The organism is Thermomonospora cellulosilytica, assembly GCF_014138835.1.
GTDB lineage: Bacteria > Actinomycetota > Actinomycetes > Streptosporangiales > Streptosporangiaceae > Thermomonospora > Thermomonospora amylolytica.
Genome location: NZ_JACJII010000001.1, coordinates 4,803,315 through 4,827,197, shown reverse-complemented (window position 1 = coordinate 4,827,197; position 23,883 = coordinate 4,803,315). Strand labels below are relative to the sequence as shown.

The window sequence follows — 23,883 nt, the reverse complement described above, 5'->3', positions numbered from 1 at the left end:
GTCCTTCCTCTCGCTGCGGTCGTTTCCGGAGGACAGGGTACGCGCATGGCCGCTTTCCCGGGGGCGGGGGCACCGCGTCGGACGGGATCTCTACCGGCCCGTGCCTTTACGCAGTAAGGTGCAGCCATGGTCAGACAGCCCAGCGTGGCGGCCCAGAACCGCCCGCCGCTCACCCGCGAACGCATCATCGAGGCGGCGCTGCGCATCGTGGACGGCCAGGGACTCGGCCGGCTCACCATGCGGCGGCTCGGCGACGCCCTCGAGGTCGAGGCGATGGCGATCTACCACCATCTGCCGCGCGGCAAGGAGGAGCTGCTGGACGGGCTGGTCGCCCATGTCGCGGTGCACCCCGCGCAGATCGGCCGGACCGGCCGGGCCGCCGACTGGCGGGCGGCACTGCGCGGCTGGGCCGGCGACTACCGCGCCCGGCTGCTGGAGCACGCCGGGGTGCTGCCGCTGGTGGTGACCCGGCGCAACCCCGCGGCGTTGGCCTCCACCACCGCGTCCCTGCGGGAGATCCTGCGGCTGGCCGGGCTGCCCGAACGCGCCGCCGCCGACGGCGCGCACGCCCTGCTCGGCTACGTCATCGGGCACGCCGCCCTGGAGGTGCGGGGCGAGGCCGCCGGCGAGGAGGCGGTGGACTGGCAGGCCCGCTTCACCGCCGGGCTGGAGCTGGTCCTCACCGGGCTGGCCGCCCAGAACCCCCGCTGAGCCGGGCCGGGCACCCGTCCGGGCGGTGCCGGGGAGCCGGTCGTGGCTAGTCCGGCGGTAGGAAGGTGTCAGATCAACATCGTCCCAACGGGCTATGTCGCGGTGACCTGAACCACAGCAAACTGGTGAACGTCCAAGGAGACAGTTCCGAACATCCGCGAGTAGTCGAACCCGGAGGCACGCCGATGTGCCCGCACCAGCCGCCCTGTCCGCCCCACGACGCCCCCGACCGCGACGCCGCCCGCACGCTGGCCCGCCATCCCGAACAGGGGTGGAGCCTGCTGTGCAACGGCGTGGTGGTCTTCGAGGACACCGGTGAGCTGCTGCCCGACGGGGAGGTCATCGCCCCGCAGCGCCCGATCGCAAGGTCGGCCACGCCCGCGGTCTGAGCGGTCTCCACGACGGGGGCCTGTTCAACGCAGTGATCACTTCGGGGGCACAGCCGCCTGCCCGATCCCGGGCCACCCGGCCCGGGATCGGCTCACGCGCGTGTCCGCCCGTTCACGCCGGGGCGCCGATCCGGGCCCAGCGGCGCAGCCACGGCTCCACCGCGGCGCCAACCGCGGCCGGGTTCCTGTCGAGGTCGTGCCGTTCGCCCGGCAGCACCGTCACCTGCGTGGCGTCGGCCGGGTCGGGGATCCCGAACGGATCCCGGTCCCCGTTGACCACCAGCACCTCCGTCCCGGCGGTGCGCAGTTCGCCGGCGCGGGAGACCCCGGGCCGGCGCGGCGGACACAGCGGGAACGCCAGCGCCACCACCCCGGCGGCGCCCGCGGCGCGGGCGGTGCGGCAGGCCACCCGCGCGCCGTTGCTGCGGCCGCCCTGGACGAGCGGCAGGCCGCCGATCCGGTCGCGCAGCGCGCCGATCACCTCGAGCCACGCCTCGTCCTGCTTGACCGGTGAGCCGGGGGCGCGCCGCCCCGCCAGCCGGAACGGCTGCACGACCCGCGCCACCGCGCCGCCGAGCCCGAGCGCCGCCGCGCGCACCGCCAGCAGGTCGGGGGCCTGCACTCCCCCGTTCGAGCCGTGCGTCAGCACCAGCCAGAACGCCGGGTCGCCCGGTTCGTCCAGGGTGACCTCGGCGGGCCCGTGCGCCGTCATGATCCGCATGGGGCCACGCTAACGGCGGCCGGTCCGTCCCCGGCACCCGGCCCGCCGGGTCAGCGCTCGGGCGTGTCGGGGCCCAGGGCGCGGCGGGCCCGGTCGTCGAAGCTCTCGTGCAGCAGCCCGCCCCACCAGTAGTCGTCGGGGACCCGGATCGCCTCGCCGAGCACCTGGTGCGTCTCGGCGGGATCACCGGCCGGTCCCTGGACGTGGCGCAGCGCGGCCAGCGCGTAGATGTGGTCGAGCGCGCCGAACACCTCGCCGGTCAGGGCGGGCAGGCTCCCGTCGGCCACCGCCGACTCCACCACCGGCTCCCACCAGGGGATCTCGGCGTCCTCGTCGCGCTCCCCGAACCCGCGGCGCAGCCTGGCCCGGACCTGCCCGGCGACGGCGGACCGGGTCAGCCCCTGCGCCCACACCTCGCCGGCCTCCTCGGCGCGGCCGCGCAACGGCAGCGTCCGCGCCAGCAGCTCGGTCGCCAGCGGCCCCACCTCCGGGTCGGTGGCGGCCTCCTCGTCCTCCAGCACCGTCCGGAACGCCCCGATCGCCTGGTCCAGGTAGGCGATGCCGATCGCGGTGGCCAGCCGGGCGTAGGCGTACGGGGAGGTCTCCCGGTCGATCATCCGCAGCGCCGCGGTCAGCACCCGCTGCGCCCGGGCCGGCTCGCCGCGTTCCAGCAGCCGCTGCGCCAGGTCGTGCGCGGCGACCGGGGCGTACTGCGGGTTGCCGGTCTCGATCACCCGCTCCCACCAGCCGCGGGCGGTCTCGAAGTCGCCGTCCTCGTCGGCGAGCTGCGCCAGCGCCAGCAGCGCGGGCGGCAGGTAGCCGGGGTTGCCGAAGTCCACCACCGTCCGCCAGGCCCGGGCGGCCTCGTCGCGCTCCCCCGCGCGCTCGTGCAGCAGCGCCAGGTGGTAGGCGGCGCGCGGCCCGTACTCGGGGTCCTCGGTGCCGATGGCGATCCAGTCGGCGTCCCGGGCCCCCGCCACGTCCCCGACGTCGTCGAGCACGACCGCCAGCCCGAGCGCGGCCCGCGCCCGGTGCGGCCCCTCCCCCATCCTCAGGACCTGCTCGAACAACCGGGCGGCCGCCTCCGGCTCACCGCCCTCGGCGAGCCGGCGGGCCTCCTCGCACAGCAGCGACGGATCTGCGGTCGCCTCGTCCGGGGTCGTGCTCATGGTGCCTTCCGGGGGGTGGGCCGACAAGTCCCTGAAACCCTACCCAGCAGGGGCCGGAAGACCCGGTGAAACGCCGGGGCGTGCCCGGCGTTCCACCGGAAAACGATCTCAGTCCTCGAAGGCCTCCGGGGGCGGGCAGGCGCACACCAGGTTGCGGTCGCCGTACGCCTGGTCGATGCGGCGGACCGGCGGCCAGTACTTGGCCTCGCGCAGCGACGGCAGCGGGTAGGCGGCCTCCTCCCGGCCGTAGGGGTGCTTCCAGGAGTCGGCGGCCAGGTGCTCGGCGGTGTGCGGGGCGTTCTTGAGCGGGTTGTCGGCGCGGTCGTAGGTGCCGTCGGCGACCCGGGCGATCTCCCGGCGGATCTGGATCATCGCGTCGCAGAACCGGTCCAGCTCGGCCAGGTCCTCGCTCTCGGTCGGCTCGATCATCAGGGTGCCGGCCACCGGGAACGACAGGGTCGGGGCGTGGAAGCCGTAGTCGATCAGCCGCTTGGCCACGTCCTCGGCGGTGATCCCGGTCTCCTTGGTGATCTTGCGCAGGTCGGCGATGCACTCGTGCGCGACCAGCCCGTTCCGCCCGGTGTACAGGATCGGGTAGTGCGGGGCCAGCCGCCGGGCCACGTAGTTGGCGGCCAGGATGGCGCCCTCGGTGGCCTCGCGGAGCCCGTCGGGGCCCATCATCGCGATGTAGGCCCAGGAGATCGGCAGGATCCCCGCCGAGCCCCACGGGGCCGCCGAGATCGGGCCGACGCCGGTGTCGGCCGGCCCGGCCTCCGGGCGCAGCGGGTGGCTGGGCAGGAACGGCACCAGGTGCTCGGCCACGCCGACCGGGCCGACGCCCGGGCCGCCGCCGCCGTGCGGGATGCAGAACGTCTTGTGCAGGTTCAGGTGCGAGACGTCGGAGCCGATCTCGCCGAGCCGGGCCAGGCCGACCAGGGCGTTGAGGTTGGCGCCGTCCACGTACACCTGCCCGCCGGCGTCGTGCACGGCCTTGCACACCTCGACGATGGTCTCCTCGAACACCCCGTGGGTGGACGGGTAGGTGACCATGATCGCGGCGAGGTTCGCGCCGTGCTGGGCGATCTTGGCGTGCAGGTCGTCCAGGTCGATGTTGCCGCCGGAGTCGCACTTGACCACCACGACCCGCATCCCGGCCATCGCGGCGCTGGCGGCGTTGGTGCCGTGCGCCGAGGACGGGATGAGGCAGACGTTGCGGTGCTCCTCGCCGCGGGAGGCGTGGTAGCCGCGGATCGCCAGCAGCCCGGCCAGCTCGCCCTGCGAACCGGCGTTGGGCTGCACCGAGACCTTGGCGTAGCCGGTGATCTCGGCCAGCCAGCCCTCCAGCTCGCCGATCAGCTCCAGGTAGCCGCGGGCCTGGTCGATCGGCGCGAACGGGTGGATGTTCGCGAACTCCGGCCAGGTGATCGGCTCCATCTCGGTGGTGGCGTTGAGCTTCATCGTGCACGAGCCCAGCGGGATCATCGTGCGGTCCAGCGCCAGGTCCTTGTCCTGCAGCCGGCGCAGGTAACGCAGCATCGCGGTCTCGGACCGGTGGGCGTGGAACACCGGGTGGGTCAGGTAGACGCTGTCGCGCCGCAGCCCCTCCAGCAGGTCCCCGGCCGGCGCGGGCCCGCCGGGCCCCTCGATCCCGAACGCCTCCAGCACCCGCGTGACGTGCTCGGCGGTGGTGGTCTCGTCGCAGGCGATCCCCACGTGGTCGGCGTCGACCGGACGCAGGTTGATCCCGCGCTCCAGGGCCGCCCCGACGACCTCGGCGGCGCGGCCCGGCACCCGGGCCAGGACGGTGTCGAAGAACACGTCGTGAACGATCTGCACGCCGCCGGACCGCAGCCCCTCGGCCAGCGTGCGGGCGTGCCCGTGCACCCGCTCGGCGATCGCCCGCAGCCCCTCCGGGCCGTGGTAGACGGCGTACATCCCGGCCATCACCGCCAGCAGCACCTGCGCGGTGCAGATGTTGCTGGTGGCCTTCTCCCGGCGGATGTGCTGCTCGCGGGTCTGCAGCGCCAGCCGGTACGCCTGGCGGCCGTCGGCGTCCACCGACACCCCGACCAGCCGGCCGGGCAGCTGCCGCTGGATGCCCTCGCGGACCGCCATGTAGCCGGCGTGCGGGCCGCCGAAGCCGTACGGGACGCCGAACCGCTGCGAGGAGCCCACCGCGATGTCGGCGCCCAGCTCGCCCGGCGGGCGCAGCAGCGTCAGCGCCAGCAGGTCGGCGGCCACCACCACCTGGGCGCCGCGCTCCTTGGCCTGGGCGATCACCGGGGCCAGGTCGCGGACCGCGCCGCCGGCCCCCGGGTACTGCAGCAGGACCCCGAAGCAGCCGTCGCGCTCGGGCAGGCCCTCCGACAGGTCGGCGACCTCGACGGCGATGCCGAGCGCCGCCGCGCGGGTCCGCACCACCTCGATGGTCTGCGGCAGGACGTCGGCGTCGATGAGGAACGCGCCCGGCTCCTTGGCCTTGGACACCCGGTGCGCCAGCGCCATCGCCTCGGCGGCGGCGGTGCCCTCGTCCAGCATCGAGGCGTTGGCCACCGGCAGCCCGGTCAGGTCCGCCACCACGGTCTGGAAGTTCAGCAGCGCCTCCAGCCGGCCCTGGGAGATCTCCGGCTGGTAGGGGGTGTAGGCGGTGTACCAGCCCGGGTTCTCCAGCACGTTGCGCAGGATCACGCCGGGGGTGATCGTGCCGTGGTAGCCCAGGCCGATCATCGAGGTGAGCACCGTGTTGCGGGAGGCGATCTCGCGCAGCCGGGCCAGCGCGGCGCTCTCGTCCAGCGCGGCGGGCAGCGCCAGCGGCCGGCCGGTGCGGATCGCGGCGGGAACGGCGTCGGCGACCAGCGCGTCGATGTCGCTGTAGCCGATCCGCTCCAGCATCCGGGCGTGGTCGTCCGGCGAGGGTCCGATGTGCCGGTCGGCGAACGTGGTGTGGGCTGTCGTCATGGCTGGGGAGCCTCCTGGGCTGCGGCGCGGGCTGTCGCAGTGGTCCGGCCCGCGGGCGGGCCCGCCGGCCGTCTCCCCCTCTGTCATCTGCACCTGAGAGCTTCACCCGCCGGGCGGCGGGCTTGCACCTTCGGTGAGACGCCGTTCCCCGTTCGCACCGGGAACACGCCTGCTTTCCAGAGATGCCTTCCCCGCACGGTCCTTTTGCCTGAGAGGTTCCGGGGAGGGTTGCCCCTTCGGCGCCCCGCGCCCTGCGGCGCGAGGTCTCTCCCGCGCGGGGTTTGACGGCTACCTCCGCCACTGTACTCAACCCCTGGGCCAAGCGATCACAACGGTCCCGCCTCGAGACGGAAAACGCAGGTCGACGTGGGGATGCACACGCTTTGCCGACCGCTACGATGGCCCCCGACAACACGACGGGGACCCCAGGCCGCTCCGGCCGCGGGACGGGGCTGGGGGTTGGTGCAGTGGAGCCGACGAGGGGCCCTCGACGCGTCGCGCCCGGTTCTGGGACGCTGATCACGATGAAGTGTCCGGACGGCGGTGTCACGTGACACCGACTCACGACAACGCGGTGGACCGGCGGCAGGCCGGCACCGCTCCCGGCGAGCCCGGCGGGCGGGAGCCCCGGGCGCAGCGGCCGGAACCGGCCGAGCCGACCCCGGCCGCCGCGGCGACGGTGGACGAGCCGTCGCTGCCGCGCCGGATCCGCCGGCCCGGCGACGCGATCCGGTTCGCCGCCTCGGTGGCCGGGGTGGCCGGGGTGCTGCTGCTGGTCAACATCGCCCAGGGCACCACCCAAGGGCTGCAGACCGACATCCGGGAGGGCACCGAGCGGGCCCCGCACGTGCTGCTCGGCCTGGCCACCCTGGTGTCCAGCTTCGGGGTGCTGGCGGTGCCGGTGGCGTTCGCCGTCGAACGGCTGCTGCGCCGCGAGGGGCTGCGGGTGGCGGTGGGCCTGCTGGCCGCGGTGATCGCGTTCGCGCTCACCGTGCTGCTGGACGGCTGGGAGATCCCGGCCGCGCCCGGCGGGGTGCTGGACTCGCTGATCTGGGGCGGCTCGCGGACCGCGCCGCTGCACACCGACATCACCCCGGTGATCGCGTTCGTCACCGCGGTGGGGACGGCCGGCCGGCCGCGCTGGCAGGCGGCGATCTGGACGATGATCGGGCTGGCCGCGCTGACCGGGCTGACCGCCCAGTACGCCTCGGTGTCGGCGCTGGCAGCCACCTACTTCCTGGGCCGCGCGATCGGCTACGGCACGCTGTACGCGGTCGGCGCCCCCAACCCGCGGCCGCCCGGCGCCGCGGTGCTGGCCGCGCTGGGCCGGCTGGGGCTGCGGCCGGTGCGCGCCCGGCGGCTGCCCGACCGCGACGACGTCCGCCGGTACGGCGTCGCCGTGGAGGACGGCCGGCGGCTCGGCGACCCGCCGCATCCGGACGCCGAGTGGCGGCTGGAGGTCACCGTCCTGGACCGCGACCAGCAGACCGCCGGGATGCTGTACCGGGTGTGGCGGCTGGTGCGGCTGCGCGACCGCTCCACCCGCCGCGCGGTCCGGTCGCTGCGGCGGTCGCTGGAGCAGGAGTCGCTGATGGCGTACGCGCTGCACGCCGCCGGCGCGCGCACCCCGCAGCTGCTGGGCACCTGCGAGGTGGGCACCGAGGCGGCGCTGCTGGCCTACGAGCACGTCCCCGGCCGGACCCTGGACGCCCTCGACGACGCGGAGCTGACCGACGAGTTCCTCACCGACCTGTGGCGGCAGTTCGGGCTGATGCAGGAGGCGCGGCTGGCGCACCGGCGGCTGGAGCAGGGGTCGGTCCTGCGCGACGACTCCGGCGCCGCCTGGATCGTCGATCTGCGCGCCGGGGAGACCGCCGCCAACGACCTGCTGCTGCGGCTGGACCTGGCGCAGCTGCTGACCACGCTGGCGCTGCGGGTGGGCGCCGAACGGTCGGTCGGCACCGCCGCCGCCGTGCTGGGCGCCCGCGCCCTGGCCGGCGCGGTGCCGCTGCTGCAGCCGGTGGCGCTCAACCGGGGCACCCGCGCCGCGCTGCGGCACGACCGGGAGCTGCTGACCCGCATCCGCGAGCAGATCCTGCGGCTGGAGCCGGAGACCGAGGCCGCCCCGGTCCGGCTGGAGCGGTTCCGGCCGAGCACCATCGTCAGCATCGTGGCGCTGACCATCGCCGCCTACATCGTCTTCCCGCAGCTCAGCGATGTCGACGTGGGCGGCCTGGTGGCCAACGCCCACTGGTGGTGGGTGCTGGTGGGGATCGCCGGCGCGGCGGCCTCCTACCTGGCGGCGGCCTGGATGCTGATGGGGTTCGTGCCCGAACGGCTGCCGCTGGTGCGGACCGTGCTGGTGCAGCTGGCCGCCTCGTTCGTCAAGCTGGTCGCCCCGGCCGCGGTCACCGGCGTCGCGCTCAACACCCGCTACCTGCAGCGGGCCGGGGTGCGGCCGGGGCCGGCGGTGGCCAGCGTCAGCGCCTCCCAGCTGATCGGGCTGGCGATGCACGTGCTGCTGCTGGTGCTGTTCGGCTTCGTCACCGGCTCCACCGGCACCGCCACCGAGAACCTGGCCCCGTCCCGGATGATCGTGATCGTGCTGCTGGCGGTGGCGGTGGCGGCCGGCGCCGCGGCGATGGTCCCCCCGATCCGCCGGCTGGCCGCCGATCGGCTGCGGTCGATGTTCTCCGGGGTGCTGCCGCGGCTGGCCGACGTGCTGCAGTCGCCGCGCAAGCTGATCACGGGGTTCGGCGGGACGCTGCTGCTGACCGCGTCCTTCGTGCTGTGCCTGGACGCCTCGATCCGGGCGTTCGGCGGGGAGCTGGCCTGGACGTCGGTGGTGGTGGTGTTCCTGACCGCCAACGCGCTGGGTTCGGCGGCGCCCACCCCCGGCGGGCTGGGAGCGGTCGAGGGCGCCCTGTCGGTGGGGCTGACCATCTCCGGGCTGCCCGCCGAGACCGCCACCTCCGCGGTGCTGCTGTTCCGGCTGCTGACGTTCTGGCTGCCGGTGCTGCCGGGCTGGGGGGCGTTCGCGTACCTGCAGCGCAAGGAGATCATCTGAGCGCCGGGGGCGGCTCGGGGGAACCTCCGGGACTATATGATCGTTTGTGGGTTATGTGCCGGGTTTTCCGGGTATAGGGGCGGGCACTGATCGTCTGATGTGTGTCTCAGCTGGTGCGCCGGACCCGCCGACGTGCCAGCTCGTCATGAGGATGGGGGGCGTCATCGCGGACCGCGCGCTCGGCGGGCAGCTCGGCCAGGCTGCCCTCGACCTCCTGCCAGACCCGGCCCAGGGCTATGCCGAACACGCCCTGCCCCCCGGCCAGCAGATCCACCACCTCGTCGGCGGAGGTGCACTCGTAGACGCTCACGCCGTCGCTCATCAGGGTGATCTGGGCCAGGTCCTTGACCCCGCGGTCGCGCAGATGGGACACCGCGGTGCGGATCTGCTGCAGGGACACGCCCGTGTCCAGCAGCCGTTTGACGACCTTGAGCACCAGGATGTCCCGGAAGCTGTACAGCCGCTGGCTGCCCGAGCCGTGCGCGGCCCGCACACTGGGCTCCACCAGCTGGGTGCGGGCCCAGTAGTCGAGCTGGCGGTAGGTGATCCCGGCCGCCGCGCACGCCGTGGGACCGCGGTAACCGACGTTCTCAGGCGGGGGCGACACCTGGGTGTCGAACAGCAGTCCCTGCTCTCCGGCACGCTGTGAGGCGACGTGCCTGTCAGGGTGCTCAGAGTGCGCCTTGCCCTCGCCGCTGCTCACCGCCACGCGGACCTCCGGCTTCTATCAGCCCGTGCCGCTTCGTCAAGGGGGTTTGACGAATTACACCACGGGTGTTCCACCAGCACGGTAGGTGCCGGTCAGGGTGTGGTCAACGTTCGGCGTCGGCGCGTCGCATGCCCGGATGAACCGGCTTCACGTGGGCAAACTGCGCGCAGGCGCCCTCATCGCTTCCCTTACCCCGTTCCCCAGCGTAATCAACGGCCAGGAGCGAACCGGTCCGCGGGGGGCCGGTGGGCGCGTCGTCAGCCGGCCCGGCCGAAGTCCTCCGGCGAGATGGTGTTGAGGAACTCGCGGAACTTCTCCACCTCGTCCTCCTGCTCGTCGGGGATCGCCACCCCCGCCTCCTCCAGCACGTCCTCGCTGGCGAAGATGGTCGCCCCGGTGCGCAGCGCCAGGGCGATCGAGTCCGAGGGGCGGGCGCTGACCTCGACCCCGTTGGAGAACACCAGGTCGGCGAAGAAGATGCCCTCGCGCAGCGCGGTGATGTTGACGGTGCGCAGCTGGACGCTGAGCGCCTCCAGGACGTCCCGGAACAGGTCGTGGGTCAGCGGCCGCGCCGGCAGCACCCCCTGCTGGGCGAAGGCGATCGCGGTGGCCTCCACGGCGCCGATCCAGATGGGCAGGTACCGATCCCCGGCCGTCTCCTTCAACAGGACGATCGGCTGGTTGGAGGGCATCTCGACCCGGACGCCGACGACCTCCATCTGCTTCACAGCGGCTCCCTGCTGCTTCTCGGCTGTTTCGATCGGCTCGTGACGGACCCTTATGCCAACGTACACCCTCCGGTCGGCGGCGATCCCCCGCCGGGCGCGATGATCCGTCGCCGGATCGGGCGGTTCACCGGTCCAGGGTCTCCCGCAGCCCGGCGCAGACCAGCGCCGCGTGCACCCGCGCCAGCAGGTCGGCGATGGCGCGGGCGGTCCGCTCGGCCTCCTCGGGCCCGCCGGGGCCGCGCCGCCGCAGCAGCGGGGCCACCGCCTGCTCGATCAGTCCCAGCTCCCGGTCGGCGGCGGCCTTGACCGCGCGCAGGTGCCGCACCTGCACGCCGTGGCGGCCCAGCGCGGCGGCGGCGCGGGTCACGGCCAGCGCCTCGGCGCCGTAGTGCCGGCCGGTCCGCCGGACCAGCCCGGCGTCCTCCAGCTCGGCCAGCAGCTCCTCGTCGGCGGCCGCGCCGTCCAGCAACTGGCGGCGGGTCAGCCGGACGTCCGGGACGTCCTCGCCCGGCGCGGCGGCGGCCCCGTCGGCGGCGACCAGGCGGCGCGGCGCCCGCGCCGGCCGGGCCGGTGCCGCCCACGGCGGGTCGACCTCCTCGCCCCGGTCCCTGGCCTGCAGGTACTCCTTGATCACCCGCAGCGGCAGATAGCGGTCGCGCTGCGCGGACAGGATGAAGCGCAGCCGGTCCACGTCGGCCGGGGTGAACTTGCGGTACCCGGAGGGGGTGCGCTGCGGCTCGATCAGCCCCTCGGCCTCCAGGAAGCGGATCTTGGAGACGGTGACGTCCGGGAAGTCGGGCCGCAGCAGCGCCAGCGCGTCCCCGATCGTCATCGTCCGCCGGGCGGGCTGGACGCTCACCGGCCTCCTCCCGGGCACGCCGGCGGCGGGCCGGTCCCACCGGCCCGCCGTGCCGTCGGTTCGGTTCGCGGCTCGCTCACGCCCGTGTCACACCCCGCCGCGGACGGCCTCAGCCGTAGTGCTGCGGATTGGTGAGGAACACCAGCCGGAACTTGCCGATCTGCACCTCGTCGCCGCCGGACAGCCCGGCCTGGTCGATGCGCCGGCGGTTGACGTAGGTGCCGTTCAGGCTGCCCACGTCGCGGACCGAGAAGGTGCCGCCGTGGCGGGCGAACTCGGCGTGCCGCCGCGAGACGGTGACGTCGTCGAGGAAGATGTCGCTCTCGGGGTGGCGGCCGGCCGAGGTGCGGTCCTTGTCCAGCAGGAACCGGCTGCCGGCGTTGGGGCCCCGCTTGACCACCAGCAGGGCGGTGCCGGGCGGCAGCTGCTCCACCGCGATCTGGTCGGCGCCGGTGTCCTCGGCGGGCTGGGCGTCGGGTTCGTAGGCCTCGATCCCGGCGATCGAGATGGTGGACGTGGACTCGCCAGGCGACTCCCGCGGGGGCATGGGCGGCGGTCCGCCCCGGGTGAGCGGAGTGCCGCACTGGGAGCAGAAGCGGGCATCATCCGGATTGGCGTGACCGCACTGCGTGCAGTAGACGCTCGGCATCGATCGGCTCGGCCTCCTACCTTCGGCGTGCCCCGGCGCGCCCGCGTTCCGCGAGCGCGACGACCCGCGCTGCTCTTCCCGACTCCCGCCCGTCACGCGACGGTTGCCGCAACTTATGCCGGGCGAGCCCGGAGGGTCAACCGAGACAGGGACCCGGGACTCCCCACGCTACTTCGTCAATGATCGCAGGTCCACGCCGCCGCGCGGGACGTCCCCGCCCGCGGCCGCGACCTGGCCGGAACCGGACCGGCACCTTTACATCGTAGATCACACGATCGCGGTGGTCAGCGCCCGGACGCGCGGACCGGCAGCGGGTCCAGGGCCAGCCGCACCGCGCCGTGGTCGAGGGCCTGCGGCAGCGGGCGCCCGGGACTCAGGCCGCGCGGCCGGCGCAGCAGCCGCGGGTCGTGCCCGCGCAGCAGGCTCGCCAGCAGCGAGGTGGTCACCAGCAGCGCCAGGCTCTCCCCCGGGCACCGCCCGGCGCCCGCCCCGAACGGCGTGACCGCCCCGTCCGCCGCCGCCCGGCCGTCCAGCCAGACGTCGGGGTCGAACCGGTCGGCGTACGGCAGCGTCGCGCGGTCCCGGCCGAACAGCGGCAGCAGCACCATCAGGGCCGATCCGGCCGCCAGGACCCGGTCCCCCCACCGGGTGTCGGCGGTGCTGCGCCGCCAGACCACCGGGGCGACCGGCCACAGCCGTGCCGACTCCAGCACGCAGGCCCGCAGGTACGGCACCGACACCGGGCTCGGCGGATGGGCGGCGTGCAGGCCCGACAGCTCGTCGCGGACCCGGGCGAGCCGGTCGGGATGGGCGGCCAGCAGCACCAGCGTCCGGTACGCCGTCACCCCGGCCGCGCCGAAGCCCGACAGCCAGCGGGCCACCTGGCTCAGCGGGTCGCCGCCCTCCCCCGCCGGGCTGCGCGCCAGCTGCCCGGCCAGGCTCTCCGGCTCGGCCCGTTCGACGTACATCCGCAACCGGCGGCGGAACGTGTCCTGCAGCGCGGCGGGCGGCCTGCGGCGGCGGAACCGGCCCGCGCCCGGCGCGGTCCCGGCCAGCAGCGCGCCGAACATGTCGGTGAGCATCCGGTCGTCGCGGGCCGAGTCGCCGAGCACGATCCGGCGGGCCAGCCGCCGGTACGCGGCGGCGTAGGCGCCCCACGTCAGCTCCCCGTCGGCGGCGACCGCGTCCAGCAGCCGCGACGTCTCCCGCTGCACCCGCAGCATCATCGGCCCGGCGATCCGGTGCACCTGCTGGTGGGCGTCCAGCACGTCCTCGTCGACGCTGCGGCGTTCCACCGCGTCCTCGCCCGGCGGCGACGGCACCCGGTGGGGCAGCAGGTGCGGGGGAACCCCGTCCCCGCCGGTGAGGTCCGGCGGGGCGAACTCGGCGGACCCGCCGGTCAGGACGCGCCGCGCGTCGCGCCGCGACAGCACCAGCACCAGGCGGCCGCCGGGCAGCGCGATCCGCACCGGGCCGGGCCCGTACCGGCGGCGCAGCCGCAGGACGCGCCGGTCGGTCCACAGGGCCGGGCGGGGGCCTCGCGGCGCCAGCAGCGCGCCGCCCAGGCGGACGGTGTCGACGACCGAGGTCCGTCTGATGCCTTCCCTGCCGGATGTCCGCCTCATGTGCCCCCTCCGCGATCGGTGAACGCCGGTGTCCCCGGCGCTACCCGGCAGGGGCACCGTCATTCCTCGGCGGGGCGGGCGGCCCGGCTGTGGAGCTTTCACCGCCCTTTCAGGGGCCCCGGTGGGGAGGCTCCCAACGTTGCCTCCGGCGTCTTCAACGGCCGTGCGGCGCGTGCTGGACTTCTGGACCACCCGAACCCGAGCAAGGGGAGGATCCCATGACCATCGCGCGTTCGGCCGCGCTGATCGGCGGCGGCGCCGCGCTCGCGCTCGCGGTCTCCGGCTGCGCCTCGGCCGTGCAGGTCCGGCAGGTGGCGCAGCAGGCGGCCGCCGCCTTCGAGAGCAGCCCGGTGGGGTACGCCAGCCTCAACGGCGGCACCACCGGGGGCGCCGGAGGGACCACGGTGACGGTCACCGGCGCGACCGACTTCGTCCGGTACGCCACCGCGAGCGGCCGGTACGTCATCCGGGTGAACGGCACCGTCCGGCTGTCGGGGATGCAGAAGGTCGCCTCCGACAAGACGATCATCGGGGTGGGCACCGCCGGGCGGATCACCGGCGGCGGGCTGAACCTGAGCGGCGTCCGCAACGTCGTCATCCGTAACCTGGCCTTCAGCGGCTCCTCCGACGACGCGATCAACGTCGAGCGGTCGACCAACGTCTGGATCGACCACAACGACCTGACCGACGCCTATGACGGGCTGATCGACATCAAACGCGGCTCGGACTACATCACGGTGTCCTGGAACCACGCTTTCGGTCACGACAAAACGTTCCTGCTCGGACATTCCGACGACAACGGCGCGGAAGATCGCGGACACCTGCGCGTCACCTACGTGCACAACTGGTTCGACCGCACCAACCAGCGCCACCCCCGGGTGCGGTTCGGCAACCCCGTGCACGTGCTGAACAACTACTTCTACGGAATCGGCAGCTACGGCGTCGCCTCCACCGAGAACGCCGGCGTCTACGTCGAGCGGAACTACTTCGAGAACACCTCCAAGCCGACCGTCACGCAGACCGGCGACTCCGCCTCCGGCAACATCAAGCTGCTCAACAACCACCTGGTCAACTCGGGTGCCCCGGCCTCGCGCAACTCCACGCTGGTCGCCCCGATCCCCTACTCCTACACCCCCGACGGCGCCCCGGACGTGAAGTCCATCGTGACCGCGGGAGCCGGCGTCGGAAAGATCTGAACGACCGGCCGGTCCGGGCGGGAAGGACGAAGAATCCGGCCCGCCCGGGTCCGCGGCGCGAAGGAATTCAATGCCGCGAGCGTGATATCCCTTGGCATCTCACGACGTTCACGCCATGCTGTTGCGCCACGGAAGACGGACACCGGTCATCGGATCATCGGGACTGCCATGGCGGACAACGTCGTCGACATGGTCGTCGTGGAGTGCGACGGATACACCGTCGCGCTGCTCTGCGGCGAGATCGACTGCCACACCGTGCCGGACCTGCACGGCCGGCTGCGCCGGCTGCTCGTCCGGCTGGACCGCCCGCTCATCGTCGACATGAGCGGCGTGGCGTTCTGCGACGGGAGCGCGCTGCGGATGTTCTCCGCCGTGGAGGGCGAGTGCTCGCGGCGGCGCGTCCCGCTGGCGGTCGTGGGGCTGCGCGAGTACCTGGAGGGGCTGTTCCGGGCGTTCGGGCTGCACGAGCGCATCCCGCTGTGCACCACCCACCAGGACGCCCGGTGGTGCCTGCTGCCGCTGAGCGACGCGGAGATCGCCGCCTGGCCCACCGGCTGACCGCCCCGGCCGCGCCGGGGCCTCAGCGGGCGCCGGGCGGCTCCAGCCCGGCCGCGGCCAGCTGCCCGGAGGTCAGCAGGGCGGCGACCGGCCCGGGTTCGCGCAGCCGCCGCAGGCGGTCGGCGGCCTGCCGCTTGCGCGCCGCCAGCCGCCGCCGGGACGCCACCCGCCAGAACCTGGCGCGGTCGGCGGGCGAGGGGGCGGGCGCGCCGGACAGCTCGTAGCCCAGCGACCGCAGGTGCCGGCCGGCCTCCGCCTCGCACAGCGCGACCTCCCAGGGCGCCAGCCGCCGCACCCAGGTCCCCGAACGGGCCGCGCTCACCCTCTCGTGGGTGCGCCGGTGCCAGACCTTGCGGCTCGGCACCGCCTCGGGGGCCACCGCCGACGGCTCGGCCATCTGCGGGCCGTACTCGACGCCGAGGAACTCGCACAGCCGTCTCAGCTGGTGCTCGGGGTCGTCGACGAGGTCCTCGTAGCGCAGCTCGTGGTAGGAGTCGGGGCCGAGCAGGCGGGCGGCGCGGCGGCCGGCGTCGATCGCCTCGATCCAGGTCGACAGCGCGTGGTAGGAGTCCAGCTTGTACCAGGGCATCTCCTTGAGCGAGGCGACGCAGTCGCGGCCGTCGCGGATCAGGTGCACGATCTGCGCGTCGGGGAACAGCCGCAGCAGCACCGGGATGTACTGGAAGTAGCCGGGCCGCTTGTCGCCCCAGCGCGGCTTGTCGAACCGCCGGGCGTACGCGCGGAACACGATGCCCAGCGCCGACCCGAGCGTCCCAGGTCCGGCGACGATCTCGTCGATCACCTTCTGGGCGTCCAGGCCGAGGTCGCCGAACCGGGTCTTCCTGCGGTCGGTGATCCACCGCGCCAGCGTCTCCCGGTTGGCGGGGTCGGCCAGATCGCCGAAGCCGGTGCGCTCCTCATAGGCGGCCAGCAGGAACCGGGTCTCCGGCGGAATCGCGATCTGCGGATGGGCGTGCAGCATCAGCTGCAGCAGGGTCGTCCCCGACCGGGGGCAGCCGACGACGAAGATGGGCCGGTCATTCGTCGGACGCATGCAGTCAGACTCTACTTGCGCAGCGTATCGCCCGCTAGAGGGGGTCCGGCGGCGTCCCGTGGCGCCCGCTGCGGAACGGGCGCCACGGGCGCGGGTCAATCGCGCGGCCGCGGGATCGGGGCCTTGTCGACGACGCCCGCCTTGAGCATCGTGGCGTAGGACAGCACGGTGCCGGCGGGCGCACGGGCGACGGCGGGGTCCACCACGACGGTCCGCTCGCCGAGGAACGCGTACGTCCTGGGGTCGAAGACGTACTCCACCCGCGTCCCGGCGCGCCGGTCGATCCGGGCGGCCGCGACGCCCTTGCGGCCGGTGCCGTCCCGGGCGTCCCGGACCACCGTGACGCCGGGGATGGCCCCGGCGGCGCGGAACAGCGCGGCCCGCTGCGGCGCCGGCATGTACGCCTCGTAGAGCATGCCGAGCACTCGCGACCAGGCCTCCCGGTGGGCCTCCTCGTCGTCGCCCAGGCCGGTATACAGGTGCCGGTACATGCCCCGGGGATCGGCCGGCAGCCGGCTCAGGTAGGCGTAGTCCGTGCGCAGGTATTCCGGACGCTGGTCGAAGTCCAGCAGCTTCTCGGGCACGCCGGTCCGTGCGGTGCGGGGCGCGGTGGCCGGCAGCGGGTATCCCGGGTACGGCCGGGCGGGCAGCACCGTCTCGAGCACCACGGCGTCCAGCGACGGGCCGTTCACCGGCCACCACGTCGTCCGGCGCCCCCGGGACAGGTAGCGGCCGTACACCCCGCCGCCCACGTCGCCCTCGACGCCGGCCATGGATTCGGTCTCGAAGACCAGGTACTGGCCCGGCCGGGGCCGCAGCTCGGTACGCGGGGCGTGGTCGGCCGCGCGGTCGAGCACCTCGACGGAGGCGTTGGGCATCACGTGCACGACCGGCCGCCGAGGCGAGGGGTCGTCGCCGCGAACGGCGAGGGTCCCTCCGGCGAGGACGAGGGCGGTGCCCGCCGCGGCCAGCATCACCACGGATCCACGGCGCGGCCGGAACGCGCGGCGGCCGGGGCGTTCCGCGACGGAGGCCCCGGAGACGGCGGCCATCAGCCGCTCCTCTTCGGCGCGCAGGTCGGCCGGGTCCGGCACCGGGACCTCGGCGCGCAGGTTCTCCAAGCGGGTCATCTCATCCACCGACGGGCTCCTCGCTAACGGTCGAAGTGGGGTTGACCCCGCCGAGCTCCCGGCGCAGCCTGGCGCGCGCACGGCTGATCCGCGATCGGACCGTGCCGATGCGCACGCCCAGGGCCTGGGCGGTCTCCTCATAGCTGAGGCCGCCCCAGGCGACCAGCAGGAGCGCGTCGCGGTGCCCGGCGGGCAGCCCGGCCAGCGCGGCGGCCAGCGCCCGGCGGGCCGCGACGGCGCTGACCCGCTCGTCGCTGCGCTCGGTGAACGGCGCGGTGACCGGGTCGACGCCGGTGCGCTGCAACGCCCGCAGCGCCCGGACCTCGGTGCGCACGTGCCGCCCGATCAGGTTGGTGGCGATGCCGTACAGCCACGGGCGCGCGTCCGGGCGCGCCGTGTCGTAGCGGCCGCGGCGGCGGAACGCCGCCAGGAACGTCTCCGCCACCACGTCCTCGGCGGCGTCGGCGCCCAGCCTGCGGGTGACATAGCGCTTGAGGGCGGGCGCGTGCCGGTGGAACAGCTCGGCGAACGCCTCGGGCTCGTGCCGGGACCGGGCGATGAGATCGGCGTCGGCCGATCCCGCGATCCGGCTGGTTTCGCTCATGTGGGGGCCTTCCGGCTCTCGGTCGGGACACCCGTTGTTGCCCGCCCGAGCGCCGCCGGTTCCCTCGGGAACCCGCTTCCCTCAGGAACCCGCGCGTTCGACCACGGCGGCCCACTCCTCCAGGAGGGCCTGGGCGGCGTCGTCGTCGGCGGCCTCGGCCCACAGGTGGGTGACCGCCTCGGCCGGGTCGGGCAGCACCAGCACCCAGCGGCCGTCGTCCTCGACCACCCGCACCCCGTCGGTGGTGTCGATGGTGCGCCGCCCGGCGGCCTCCACGACGCTGCGCATCACCCCGCCCTTGGCCGCCCACGGGGTCGGCACGGAACGGCGCAGCAGGTGCGCCTGGGGGATGCGCGCGTCGATCTGGGAGAGGGTCAGCCGGGTCCGGGCGACCAGGCCGACCAGCCGGACGAACCCGGCGATCCCGTCGACGGTGTTGCTGAACTCGGGGAACACGAACCCGCCCCGGCCGTCCCCGGCGAAGATCACGTCCGGTGCGGCGGCCGCCTTGGTCAGCGCGTCCTGGGAGGTGGAGATCCACTCCACCTGGACGCCGTGGAACCGGCAGACCTGCTCGGCGACCCGGGTGGTGGTGACCGGCAGCGCCACCCGCCCGCCCCGCCGCTCGGCGGCGACCAGGTCCAGGAACACCAGCAGCGCCCGGTCGTCGCCGATCAGCTCGCCGTTCTCGTTCACCATCGACAGCCGCTCGCCGACCGGGTCGAACCGGGCGCCGAACGCGGCCCGCGAGCTGGACACCAGGTCGCCGAGCCGCTGCAGGTCCCGCATCCGCTCGGCGAGGGTCTCGGTGGGGTTGGCCTCGTCCAGCCGGTTGTTCCTGGTGAGCACCTCCACCCCGACCAGGCCGAGCAGGCTGGGCAGCACCAGCGAGGCGGTGCCGCCGGCGCAGTCCAGCACGATCTTCAGCTCGGCCTCGCGGACGCCGCGCTGGTCGACCCGGGTGAGCAGGTCGCGGGTGTAGGTCTCCAGGGTGCGGGCCGGATAGCTGAGCTGGGCGATCTCGCCGGGGAAGGCGCGGCGGAACTCCTGCCGGCCGAACACCCGCTCCAGCTTGCGCTGCGCCGCCAGCGACAGGTCGGCGCCGTCGGCGTCCAGGAAGATGATGTCCACGCCCTGCGGGTCGCCGGGGGTGGTGCGGATGTAGATGCCGCCGCCGGCGTCCTCGCGGGCGGTCTCGAACCGGGTGACCGGCAGCGGGCAGGCCTCCAGGTCGGCGACGTCGATGGCGCTGGCGGTGAGCGCGCTGATGATCGCGCGCTTGAGGGTGCGGGCGGCGCGGGAGGCGTCGCGGCCGGTGACGACGGTGGCGCCCTTCTTGAGGGTGGTGGCGTAGGCGCTGGCCAGCCGGACCGCCAGCTCCGGGGTGATCTCCACGTTGACCAGCCCGGACACCCCGCGCGGCCCGAACAGGGTGCGCTGGCCGCGCGACTCCCAGATGACGCTGGTGTTGACCACCGCGCCGGCCTCGATGGTCTTGAACGGGTAGACCTTGACGGCGCTGGAGACGTACGCCTCGGCCTCGATCACGCACTCGTCGCCGACGACCGCGCCCTCCTCGACCCGGGCGCCGGCCATCACGTCGGTGTTCTTGCCGATGACGCAGCCGCGCAGGTTGGTGGAGGGGCCGACGAACACGTTGTCGTGCACCACCGCGCGGTGCAGGAACGCGCCCTCCTTGACCACCACGTTGCTGCCGAGCACGGTGAACTCGCGCAGTTCCACCCCGGCCTCGACCTTGGCGTAGTCGCCGATGTAGAGCGGGCCCTTGAGGACGGCCTCGGAGTCGACCTCGGCGCCCTCGGCGATCCACACGCCGGGCGAGACCTCGAAGCCGTCCATCTCCACGTCGACCTTGCCGGACAGCATGTCGGCCTGGGCCTTGAGGTAGCTCTCGTGGGTGCCGACGTCCTCCCAGTAGCAGTCGGCGACGTACCCGTACAGCGGGGCGCCCTCGGCGAGCAGCTTGGGGAACACGTCGCTGGACCAGTCCACCGGGACGCCCTCGGCGACGTGGTCGAGGACCTCGGGCTCCATCACGTAGATGCCGGTGTTGACGGTGTCGGAGAACACCTGCCCCCAGGTGGGCTTCTCCAGGAACCGCTGGATGCGGCCGGCCTCGTCGACGATGATGATCCCGAACTCCAGCGGGTTGGGCACCCGCTTGAGCCCGATGGTGACCAGCGCCCCGTTCTGCTCGTGGAAGCGCACCATGTCGGTCAGGTCGATGTCGGTCAGGGCGTCCCCGGAGATCACGCAGAACCGGTCGTCGCGCAGCGCCTCCTGGGCGTTCTTGACGCTGCCGGCGGTGCCGAGCGGGATCTCCTCGGTGGCGTAGCTCAGCGACATGCCGAGCTCCTCGCCGTCGCCGAAGTAGTTGCGGATCAGCGCGGCCAGGAACTGCACGGTGACCACGGTCTCGGTGAGCCCGTGCCGCCGCAGCAGCCGCAGCACATGCTCCATGATCGGCCGGTTGATGACCGGCAGTAGCGGTTTGGGCTGGTTGGCGGTCATCGGGCGCAGCCGGGTTCCCTCTCCGCCCGCCATCACAACGGCCTTCATGGAGTGTCGCGCTCCCTTCGCTCAGCCGGCCTGAGGTCCGGGGTCCAGCCCCGTCCCGCCGCCGCGCGGCGGATCGTGGACGCCGGTGCGGTCGGCCAGCAGGAGCTGCCGCACCTGGACCCAATAGAGGACGGCCGCCCACCAGTACAGCGCCGTTCCCCAGATGGCGAAGGACCAGCCGATGATCCTCGCTCCGGTCGCCACCGCGCCGGAGTGGTCGCCCAGCAGGAGCAGCGGGAAGGCGTACAGCAGGCACAGCGTGCCCGCCTTGCCCACCATGTGCACCGGCAGCGTGCCGTTGTAACCGAGCCTGCGCAGCACCGGGACGATGGGGGTGATGGCGACCTCCCGGCCCACCAGCAACAGGGTCAGCCACAGCGGGATGATCTCCCGTGCCGTCAGGCCGACCAGGGTGGCCAGGATGTAGAGACGGTCGGCGGCCGGGTCCAGCAGCACGCCCAGCCGGCTGGTCTGCCCGAGCGTCCGCGCCAGCATGCCGTCCAGCCAGTCCGACAGGCCGGCGGCGGCCAGCAGCGCCAGCGCCCACCAGTCGTGTCCGGCCAGCACCAGCCACAGGAACAGCGGCACGCCCAGCAGCCTGGCCAGGCTCAACGCGTTGGGCACCGTCCACACGCGGTCCACGGCCCGCCCGGCCGGCTCGACCGGTGCCTCCACCAGCTCACCTCCAGTCCCGATGATCCCGACCCTACCCGCCGCGCCGGGCCGGGCTCGGGTAGCGTCCCACCTCATGCGCTGGACCCTGCACGGAGAACGCTCCATTTACGTCAGTCCGTGGCTGGATCTGCGACTGGCCGACGTGGAACTTCCGGACGGACGCCGATTCGATCATCATCTGGTGCGCGTACGGCCGTCCGCCGGGGTGGTGGCCGTGGACGGGGAGGGCCGCGCGCTGCTGATCTGGCGGCATCGGTTCATCCCCGACAGCTGGGGCTGGGAGATCCCCGGCGGCCGGGTGGAGCCGGGCGAGGATCCGGCCGCCACCGCCGCCCGGGAACTGGAGGAGGAGACCGGCTGGCGGCCGGGACCGCTCCATCATCTGCTCGACGTCCGCCCCTCCCCCGGCCTCACCGATGGGATTCATCACATTTTCCGGGCCGAGGGCGCGGTGCCCGCCGGCGAGCCGACCGACGTGGAGGCCGAGCGGATCTCCTGGGTGCCGCTGGAGTCGGTGCCCGCCCTGATCGCCCGGGGCGAGATCGTCTCCGGGTCCACCGTGGCGGCGCTGCTCTACCTCATGACCGGGGCTTGCGGCAACGGGGCGGGCGCGGGTTAACGTCTGGGCGGCAAGACGCGGGAGCCCGGCGAACCGGGCTGAGAGTGCGGCTGACACGGCCGCAGACCGCTGGAACCTGACCGGGTAATGCCGGCGTAGGGAGTAGTCGAGTCGCCATGACCGAAGCTGCAGTGTCCGCTGCCCGCAAGACCTACCTCACCAGCCCCACCCGCCCCGACCTGCGGGTGCCGATGAAGGAGGTGCCGCTCAGCACCGGCGAGTCCGTGGTGCTGTACGACACCTCCGGCCCGTACACCGACCCCGCCTACGAGGTGGACGTGCGGCGCGGGCTGCCCGCCCTGCGGGCGAAGTGGATCGCCGAACGCGGCGACACCGCCGAGTACGACGGCCGCCCGGTGCGGCCCGAGGACGACGGCCGCCGCTCCACCAATCGCGACCGGGCCGCCCTTTCCTTCCGCCCCCCGCGCAGGCCGCGCCGCGCCACCGGCGGGCCGGTGACGCAGCGGGCGTACGCGCGGCGCGGCGAGATCACCCCGGAGATGGAGTTCGTGGCGCTGCGCGAGGGCGTGGAGCCGGAGTTCGTGCGGGCCGAGCTGGCGGCGGGCCGGGCGGTGCTGCCGGCCAACGTCAACCACCCGGAGATCGAGCCGATGATCATCGGCCGGAACTTCCTGGTGAAGGTGAACGCCAACATCGGCAACTCGGCGGTGGCCTCCTCCATCGAGGAGGAGGTGGAGAAGATGACCTGGGCGACCCGGTGGGGCGCCGACACGATCATGGACCTGTCCACCGGCCGGGACATCCACACCACCCGGGAGTGGATCTTGCGCAACTCCCCCGTGCCGGTGGGCACGGTGCCGCTGTACCAGGCGCTGGAGAAGGTCGGCGGCAACCCGGCCGACCTGACCTGGGAGGTCTTCCGGGACACCGTGATCGAGCAGGCCGAGCAGGGCGTGGACTACATGACGGTGCACGCCGGGGTGCTGCTGCGGTACATCCCGCTGACCGCTCGGCGCAAGACCGGCATCGTCTCGCGGGGCGGGTCGATCATGGCGGCGTGGTGCCTGGCGCACCACGAGGAGAACTTCCTCTACACCCACTTCCGGGAGCTGTGCGAGATCTTCGCCGCCTACGACATCACCTGGTCGCTGGGCGACGGGCTGCGGCCCGGCTCGATCGCCGACGCCAACGACGAGGCCCAGTTCGCCGAGCTGCGCACCCAGGGCGAGCTGACGAGGATCGCGGCCGAGTACGACAACCAGGTGATGAACGAGGGTCCCGGCCACATCCCGATGCACAAGATCAAGGAGAACGTGGACCTGCAGCGGCAGTGGTGCGACGACGCGCCGTTCTACACCCTCGGCCCGCTGACCACCGACATCGCGCCCGGCTACGACCACATCACCTCGGCGATCGGCGCGGCCATGATCGGCTGGTACGGCACCGCGATGCTGTGCTACGTCACCCCCAAGGAGCACCTGGGGCTGCCGGACAAGGACGACGTCAAGGCCGGCGTGATCGCCTACAAGATCGCCGCCCACGCCGCCGACCTGGCCAAGGGGCACAAGGGGGCGCAGGCGTGGGACGACGCGCTGTCGGACGCGCGGTTCGAGTTCCGCTGGGAGGACCAGTTCAACCTGTCGCTGGACCCCGACACCGCGCGCTCGTTCCATGACGAGACGCTGCCGGCCGCCCCGGCCAAGACCGCGCACTTCTGCTCGATGTGCGGCCCGCACTTCTGCTCGATGAAGATCACCCAGGACGTGCGGAGGTTCGCCGAGGAGCGCGGGCTGTCGGAGCAGGAGGCCCTCGCCGAAGGCATGAAGGCCAAGGCCGAGGAGTTCACCGCCTCCGGCGGGCGGGTCTATCTCCCGCTGACCCCCACGGACGGCTGACGGCCCCGGAGACGTTCGACCAGGAC

Annotated in this window: 20 protein-coding genes and 3 riboswitches; of the genes, 7 read left to right on the top strand and 13 right to left on the bottom strand. The window is 73.7% G+C overall.

Features of this window, described 5'->3' with window-relative positions:
- Positions 1-126: 126 nt before the first annotated feature.
- Together HNR21_RS22560 and HNR21_RS22555 are read left to right on the top strand one after the other, a co-directional pair.
- The gene (locus HNR21_RS22560; protein WP_182706757.1) at positions 127-711 is read left to right on the top strand and encodes a TetR/AcrR family transcriptional regulator; all 585 of its coding nucleotides are present in this window, start codon (positions 127-129) and stop codon (positions 709-711) included.
- Between the two features lie 185 nt (positions 712-896).
- On the top strand, positions 897-1,100 hold the full coding sequence (locus HNR21_RS22555) for a DUF5999 family protein (protein WP_119730432.1): 204 nt from the start codon (positions 897-899) through the stop codon (positions 1,098-1,100).
- 112 nt (positions 1,101-1,212) lie between these two features.
- Here HNR21_RS22555 and HNR21_RS22550 read toward each other — a convergent pair whose 3' ends face one another.
- The 3 genes from HNR21_RS22550 to gcvP all read right to left on the bottom strand — a co-directional run bounded on the left by HNR21_RS22550 (position 1,213) and on the right by gcvP (position 5,948).
- The gene (locus HNR21_RS22550) at positions 1,213-1,821 is read right to left on the bottom strand and encodes an alpha/beta hydrolase family protein (RefSeq protein ID WP_182706756.1); all 609 of its coding nucleotides are present in this window, start codon (positions 1,819-1,821) and stop codon (positions 1,213-1,215) included.
- Between the two features lie 50 nt (positions 1,822-1,871).
- Positions 1,872-2,990 (bottom strand): tetratricopeptide repeat protein, encoded by a 1,119-nt coding sequence (locus HNR21_RS22545; RefSeq protein ID WP_182706755.1) that lies wholly within the window; start codon positions 2,988-2,990, stop codon positions 1,872-1,874.
- Positions 2,991-3,098: 108 nt separating this feature from the next.
- Positions 3,099-5,948 carry an aminomethyl-transferring glycine dehydrogenase gene (gcvP, locus tag HNR21_RS22540; RefSeq protein ID WP_182706754.1) on the bottom strand — a complete coding sequence of 950 codons (2,850 nt, stop codon included), beginning with the start codon at positions 5,946-5,948 and terminating at the stop codon, positions 3,099-3,101.
- Between the two features lie 73 nt (positions 5,949-6,021).
- Positions 6,022-6,133, bottom strand: a riboswitch (glycine riboswitch).
- Position 6,134: 1 nt separating this feature from the next.
- Positions 6,135-6,231, bottom strand: a riboswitch (glycine riboswitch).
- 267 nt (positions 6,232-6,498) lie between these two features.
- Between gcvP and HNR21_RS22535 the strand changes: the two genes are divergently transcribed.
- A complete protein-coding gene (locus HNR21_RS22535) occupies positions 6,499-9,015 on the top strand; it encodes a lysylphosphatidylglycerol synthase transmembrane domain-containing protein (protein WP_182706753.1) in 2,517 nt (838 codons plus the stop codon).
- Between the two features lie 106 nt (positions 9,016-9,121).
- On the opposite strand, the gene HNR21_RS22530 is transcribed toward HNR21_RS22535, so the two are convergent.
- The 5 genes from HNR21_RS22530 to HNR21_RS22510 all read right to left on the bottom strand — a co-directional run bounded on the left by HNR21_RS22530 (position 9,122) and on the right by HNR21_RS22510 (position 13,585).
- Positions 9,122-9,724 carry a MerR family transcriptional regulator gene (locus tag HNR21_RS22530; protein WP_182706752.1) on the bottom strand — a complete coding sequence of 201 codons (603 nt, stop codon included), beginning with the start codon at positions 9,722-9,724 and terminating at the stop codon, positions 9,122-9,124.
- 257 nt (positions 9,725-9,981) lie between these two features.
- A complete protein-coding gene (locus HNR21_RS22525) occupies positions 9,982-10,452 on the bottom strand; it encodes a bifunctional nuclease family protein (RefSeq protein WP_119730427.1) in 471 nt (156 codons plus the stop codon).
- Positions 10,453-10,576: 124 nt separating this feature from the next.
- Positions 10,577-11,311: a transcriptional regulator FtsR gene (gene ftsR, locus HNR21_RS22520; protein ID WP_182706751.1), complete on the bottom strand. Its 735-nt coding sequence runs from the start codon at positions 11,309-11,311 to the stop codon at positions 10,577-10,579.
- A gap of 109 nt (positions 11,312-11,420) precedes the next feature.
- Positions 11,421-11,960, bottom strand: coding sequence for an FHA domain-containing protein (locus HNR21_RS22515; protein ID WP_119730426.1), 540 nt, complete (start codon positions 11,958-11,960; stop codon positions 11,421-11,423).
- 284 nt (positions 11,961-12,244) lie between these two features.
- On the bottom strand, positions 12,245-13,585 hold the full coding sequence (locus HNR21_RS22510; protein WP_182706750.1) for a cytochrome P450: 1,341 nt from the start codon (positions 13,583-13,585) through the stop codon (positions 12,245-12,247).
- Positions 13,586-13,803: 218 nt separating this feature from the next.
- On the opposite strand from HNR21_RS22510, the gene HNR21_RS22505 reads away from it, so the two are divergent.
- A complete protein-coding gene (locus HNR21_RS22505) occupies positions 13,804-14,781 on the top strand; it encodes a pectate lyase family protein (protein ID WP_182706749.1) in 978 nt (325 codons plus the stop codon).
- 168 nt (positions 14,782-14,949) lie between these two features.
- Positions 14,950-15,339, top strand: a complete 390-nt coding sequence (locus HNR21_RS22500) for an STAS domain-containing protein (protein ID WP_119730423.1) — start codon at positions 14,950-14,952, stop codon at positions 15,337-15,339.
- 22 nt (positions 15,340-15,361) lie between these two features.
- Here the strand turns inward: HNR21_RS22500 and HNR21_RS22495 are convergent, their stop codons facing one another.
- The 5 genes from HNR21_RS22495 to clsA all read right to left on the bottom strand — a co-directional run bounded on the left by HNR21_RS22495 (position 15,362) and on the right by clsA (position 21,382).
- On the bottom strand, positions 15,362-16,393 hold the full coding sequence (locus HNR21_RS22495) for a sulfotransferase family protein (protein WP_182706748.1): 1,032 nt from the start codon (positions 16,391-16,393) through the stop codon (positions 15,362-15,364).
- Between the two features lie 95 nt (positions 16,394-16,488).
- Positions 16,489-17,523 carry a CU044_5270 family protein gene (locus HNR21_RS22490; protein ID WP_182708785.1) on the bottom strand — a complete coding sequence of 345 codons (1,035 nt, stop codon included), beginning with the start codon at positions 17,521-17,523 and terminating at the stop codon, positions 16,489-16,491.
- Position 17,524: 1 nt separating this feature from the next.
- Complete coding sequence (locus HNR21_RS22485; protein WP_119730421.1) at positions 17,525-18,127, bottom strand: RNA polymerase sigma factor; 603 nt, start codon at positions 18,125-18,127, stop codon at positions 17,525-17,527.
- A gap of 81 nt (positions 18,128-18,208) precedes the next feature.
- Positions 18,209-20,707: a mannose-1-phosphate guanyltransferase gene (locus HNR21_RS22480; RefSeq protein WP_182706747.1), complete on the bottom strand. Its 2,499-nt coding sequence runs from the start codon at positions 20,705-20,707 to the stop codon at positions 18,209-18,211.
- A gap of 21 nt (positions 20,708-20,728) precedes the next feature.
- The gene (gene clsA / locus HNR21_RS22475; RefSeq protein WP_312881174.1) at positions 20,729-21,382 is read right to left on the bottom strand and encodes a cardiolipin synthase ClsA; all 654 of its coding nucleotides are present in this window, start codon (positions 21,380-21,382) and stop codon (positions 20,729-20,731) included.
- Between the two features lie 19 nt (positions 21,383-21,401).
- Here clsA and HNR21_RS22470 point away from each other — a divergent pair, with 19 nt between their 5' ends.
- Both HNR21_RS22470 and thiC read left to right on the top strand, forming a co-directional pair.
- A complete protein-coding gene (locus HNR21_RS22470; RefSeq protein WP_512700798.1) occupies positions 21,402-22,001 on the top strand; it encodes an NUDIX hydrolase in 600 nt (199 codons plus the stop codon).
- A gap of 7 nt (positions 22,002-22,008) precedes the next feature.
- A riboswitch (TPP riboswitch) is annotated at positions 22,009-22,120 on the top strand.
- Positions 22,118-23,857, top strand: coding sequence for a phosphomethylpyrimidine synthase ThiC (thiC, locus tag HNR21_RS22465; protein WP_182706745.1), 1,740 nt, complete (start codon positions 22,118-22,120; stop codon positions 23,855-23,857). It overlaps the preceding riboswitch by 3 nt.
- Positions 23,858-23,883: the final 26 nt, after the last annotated feature.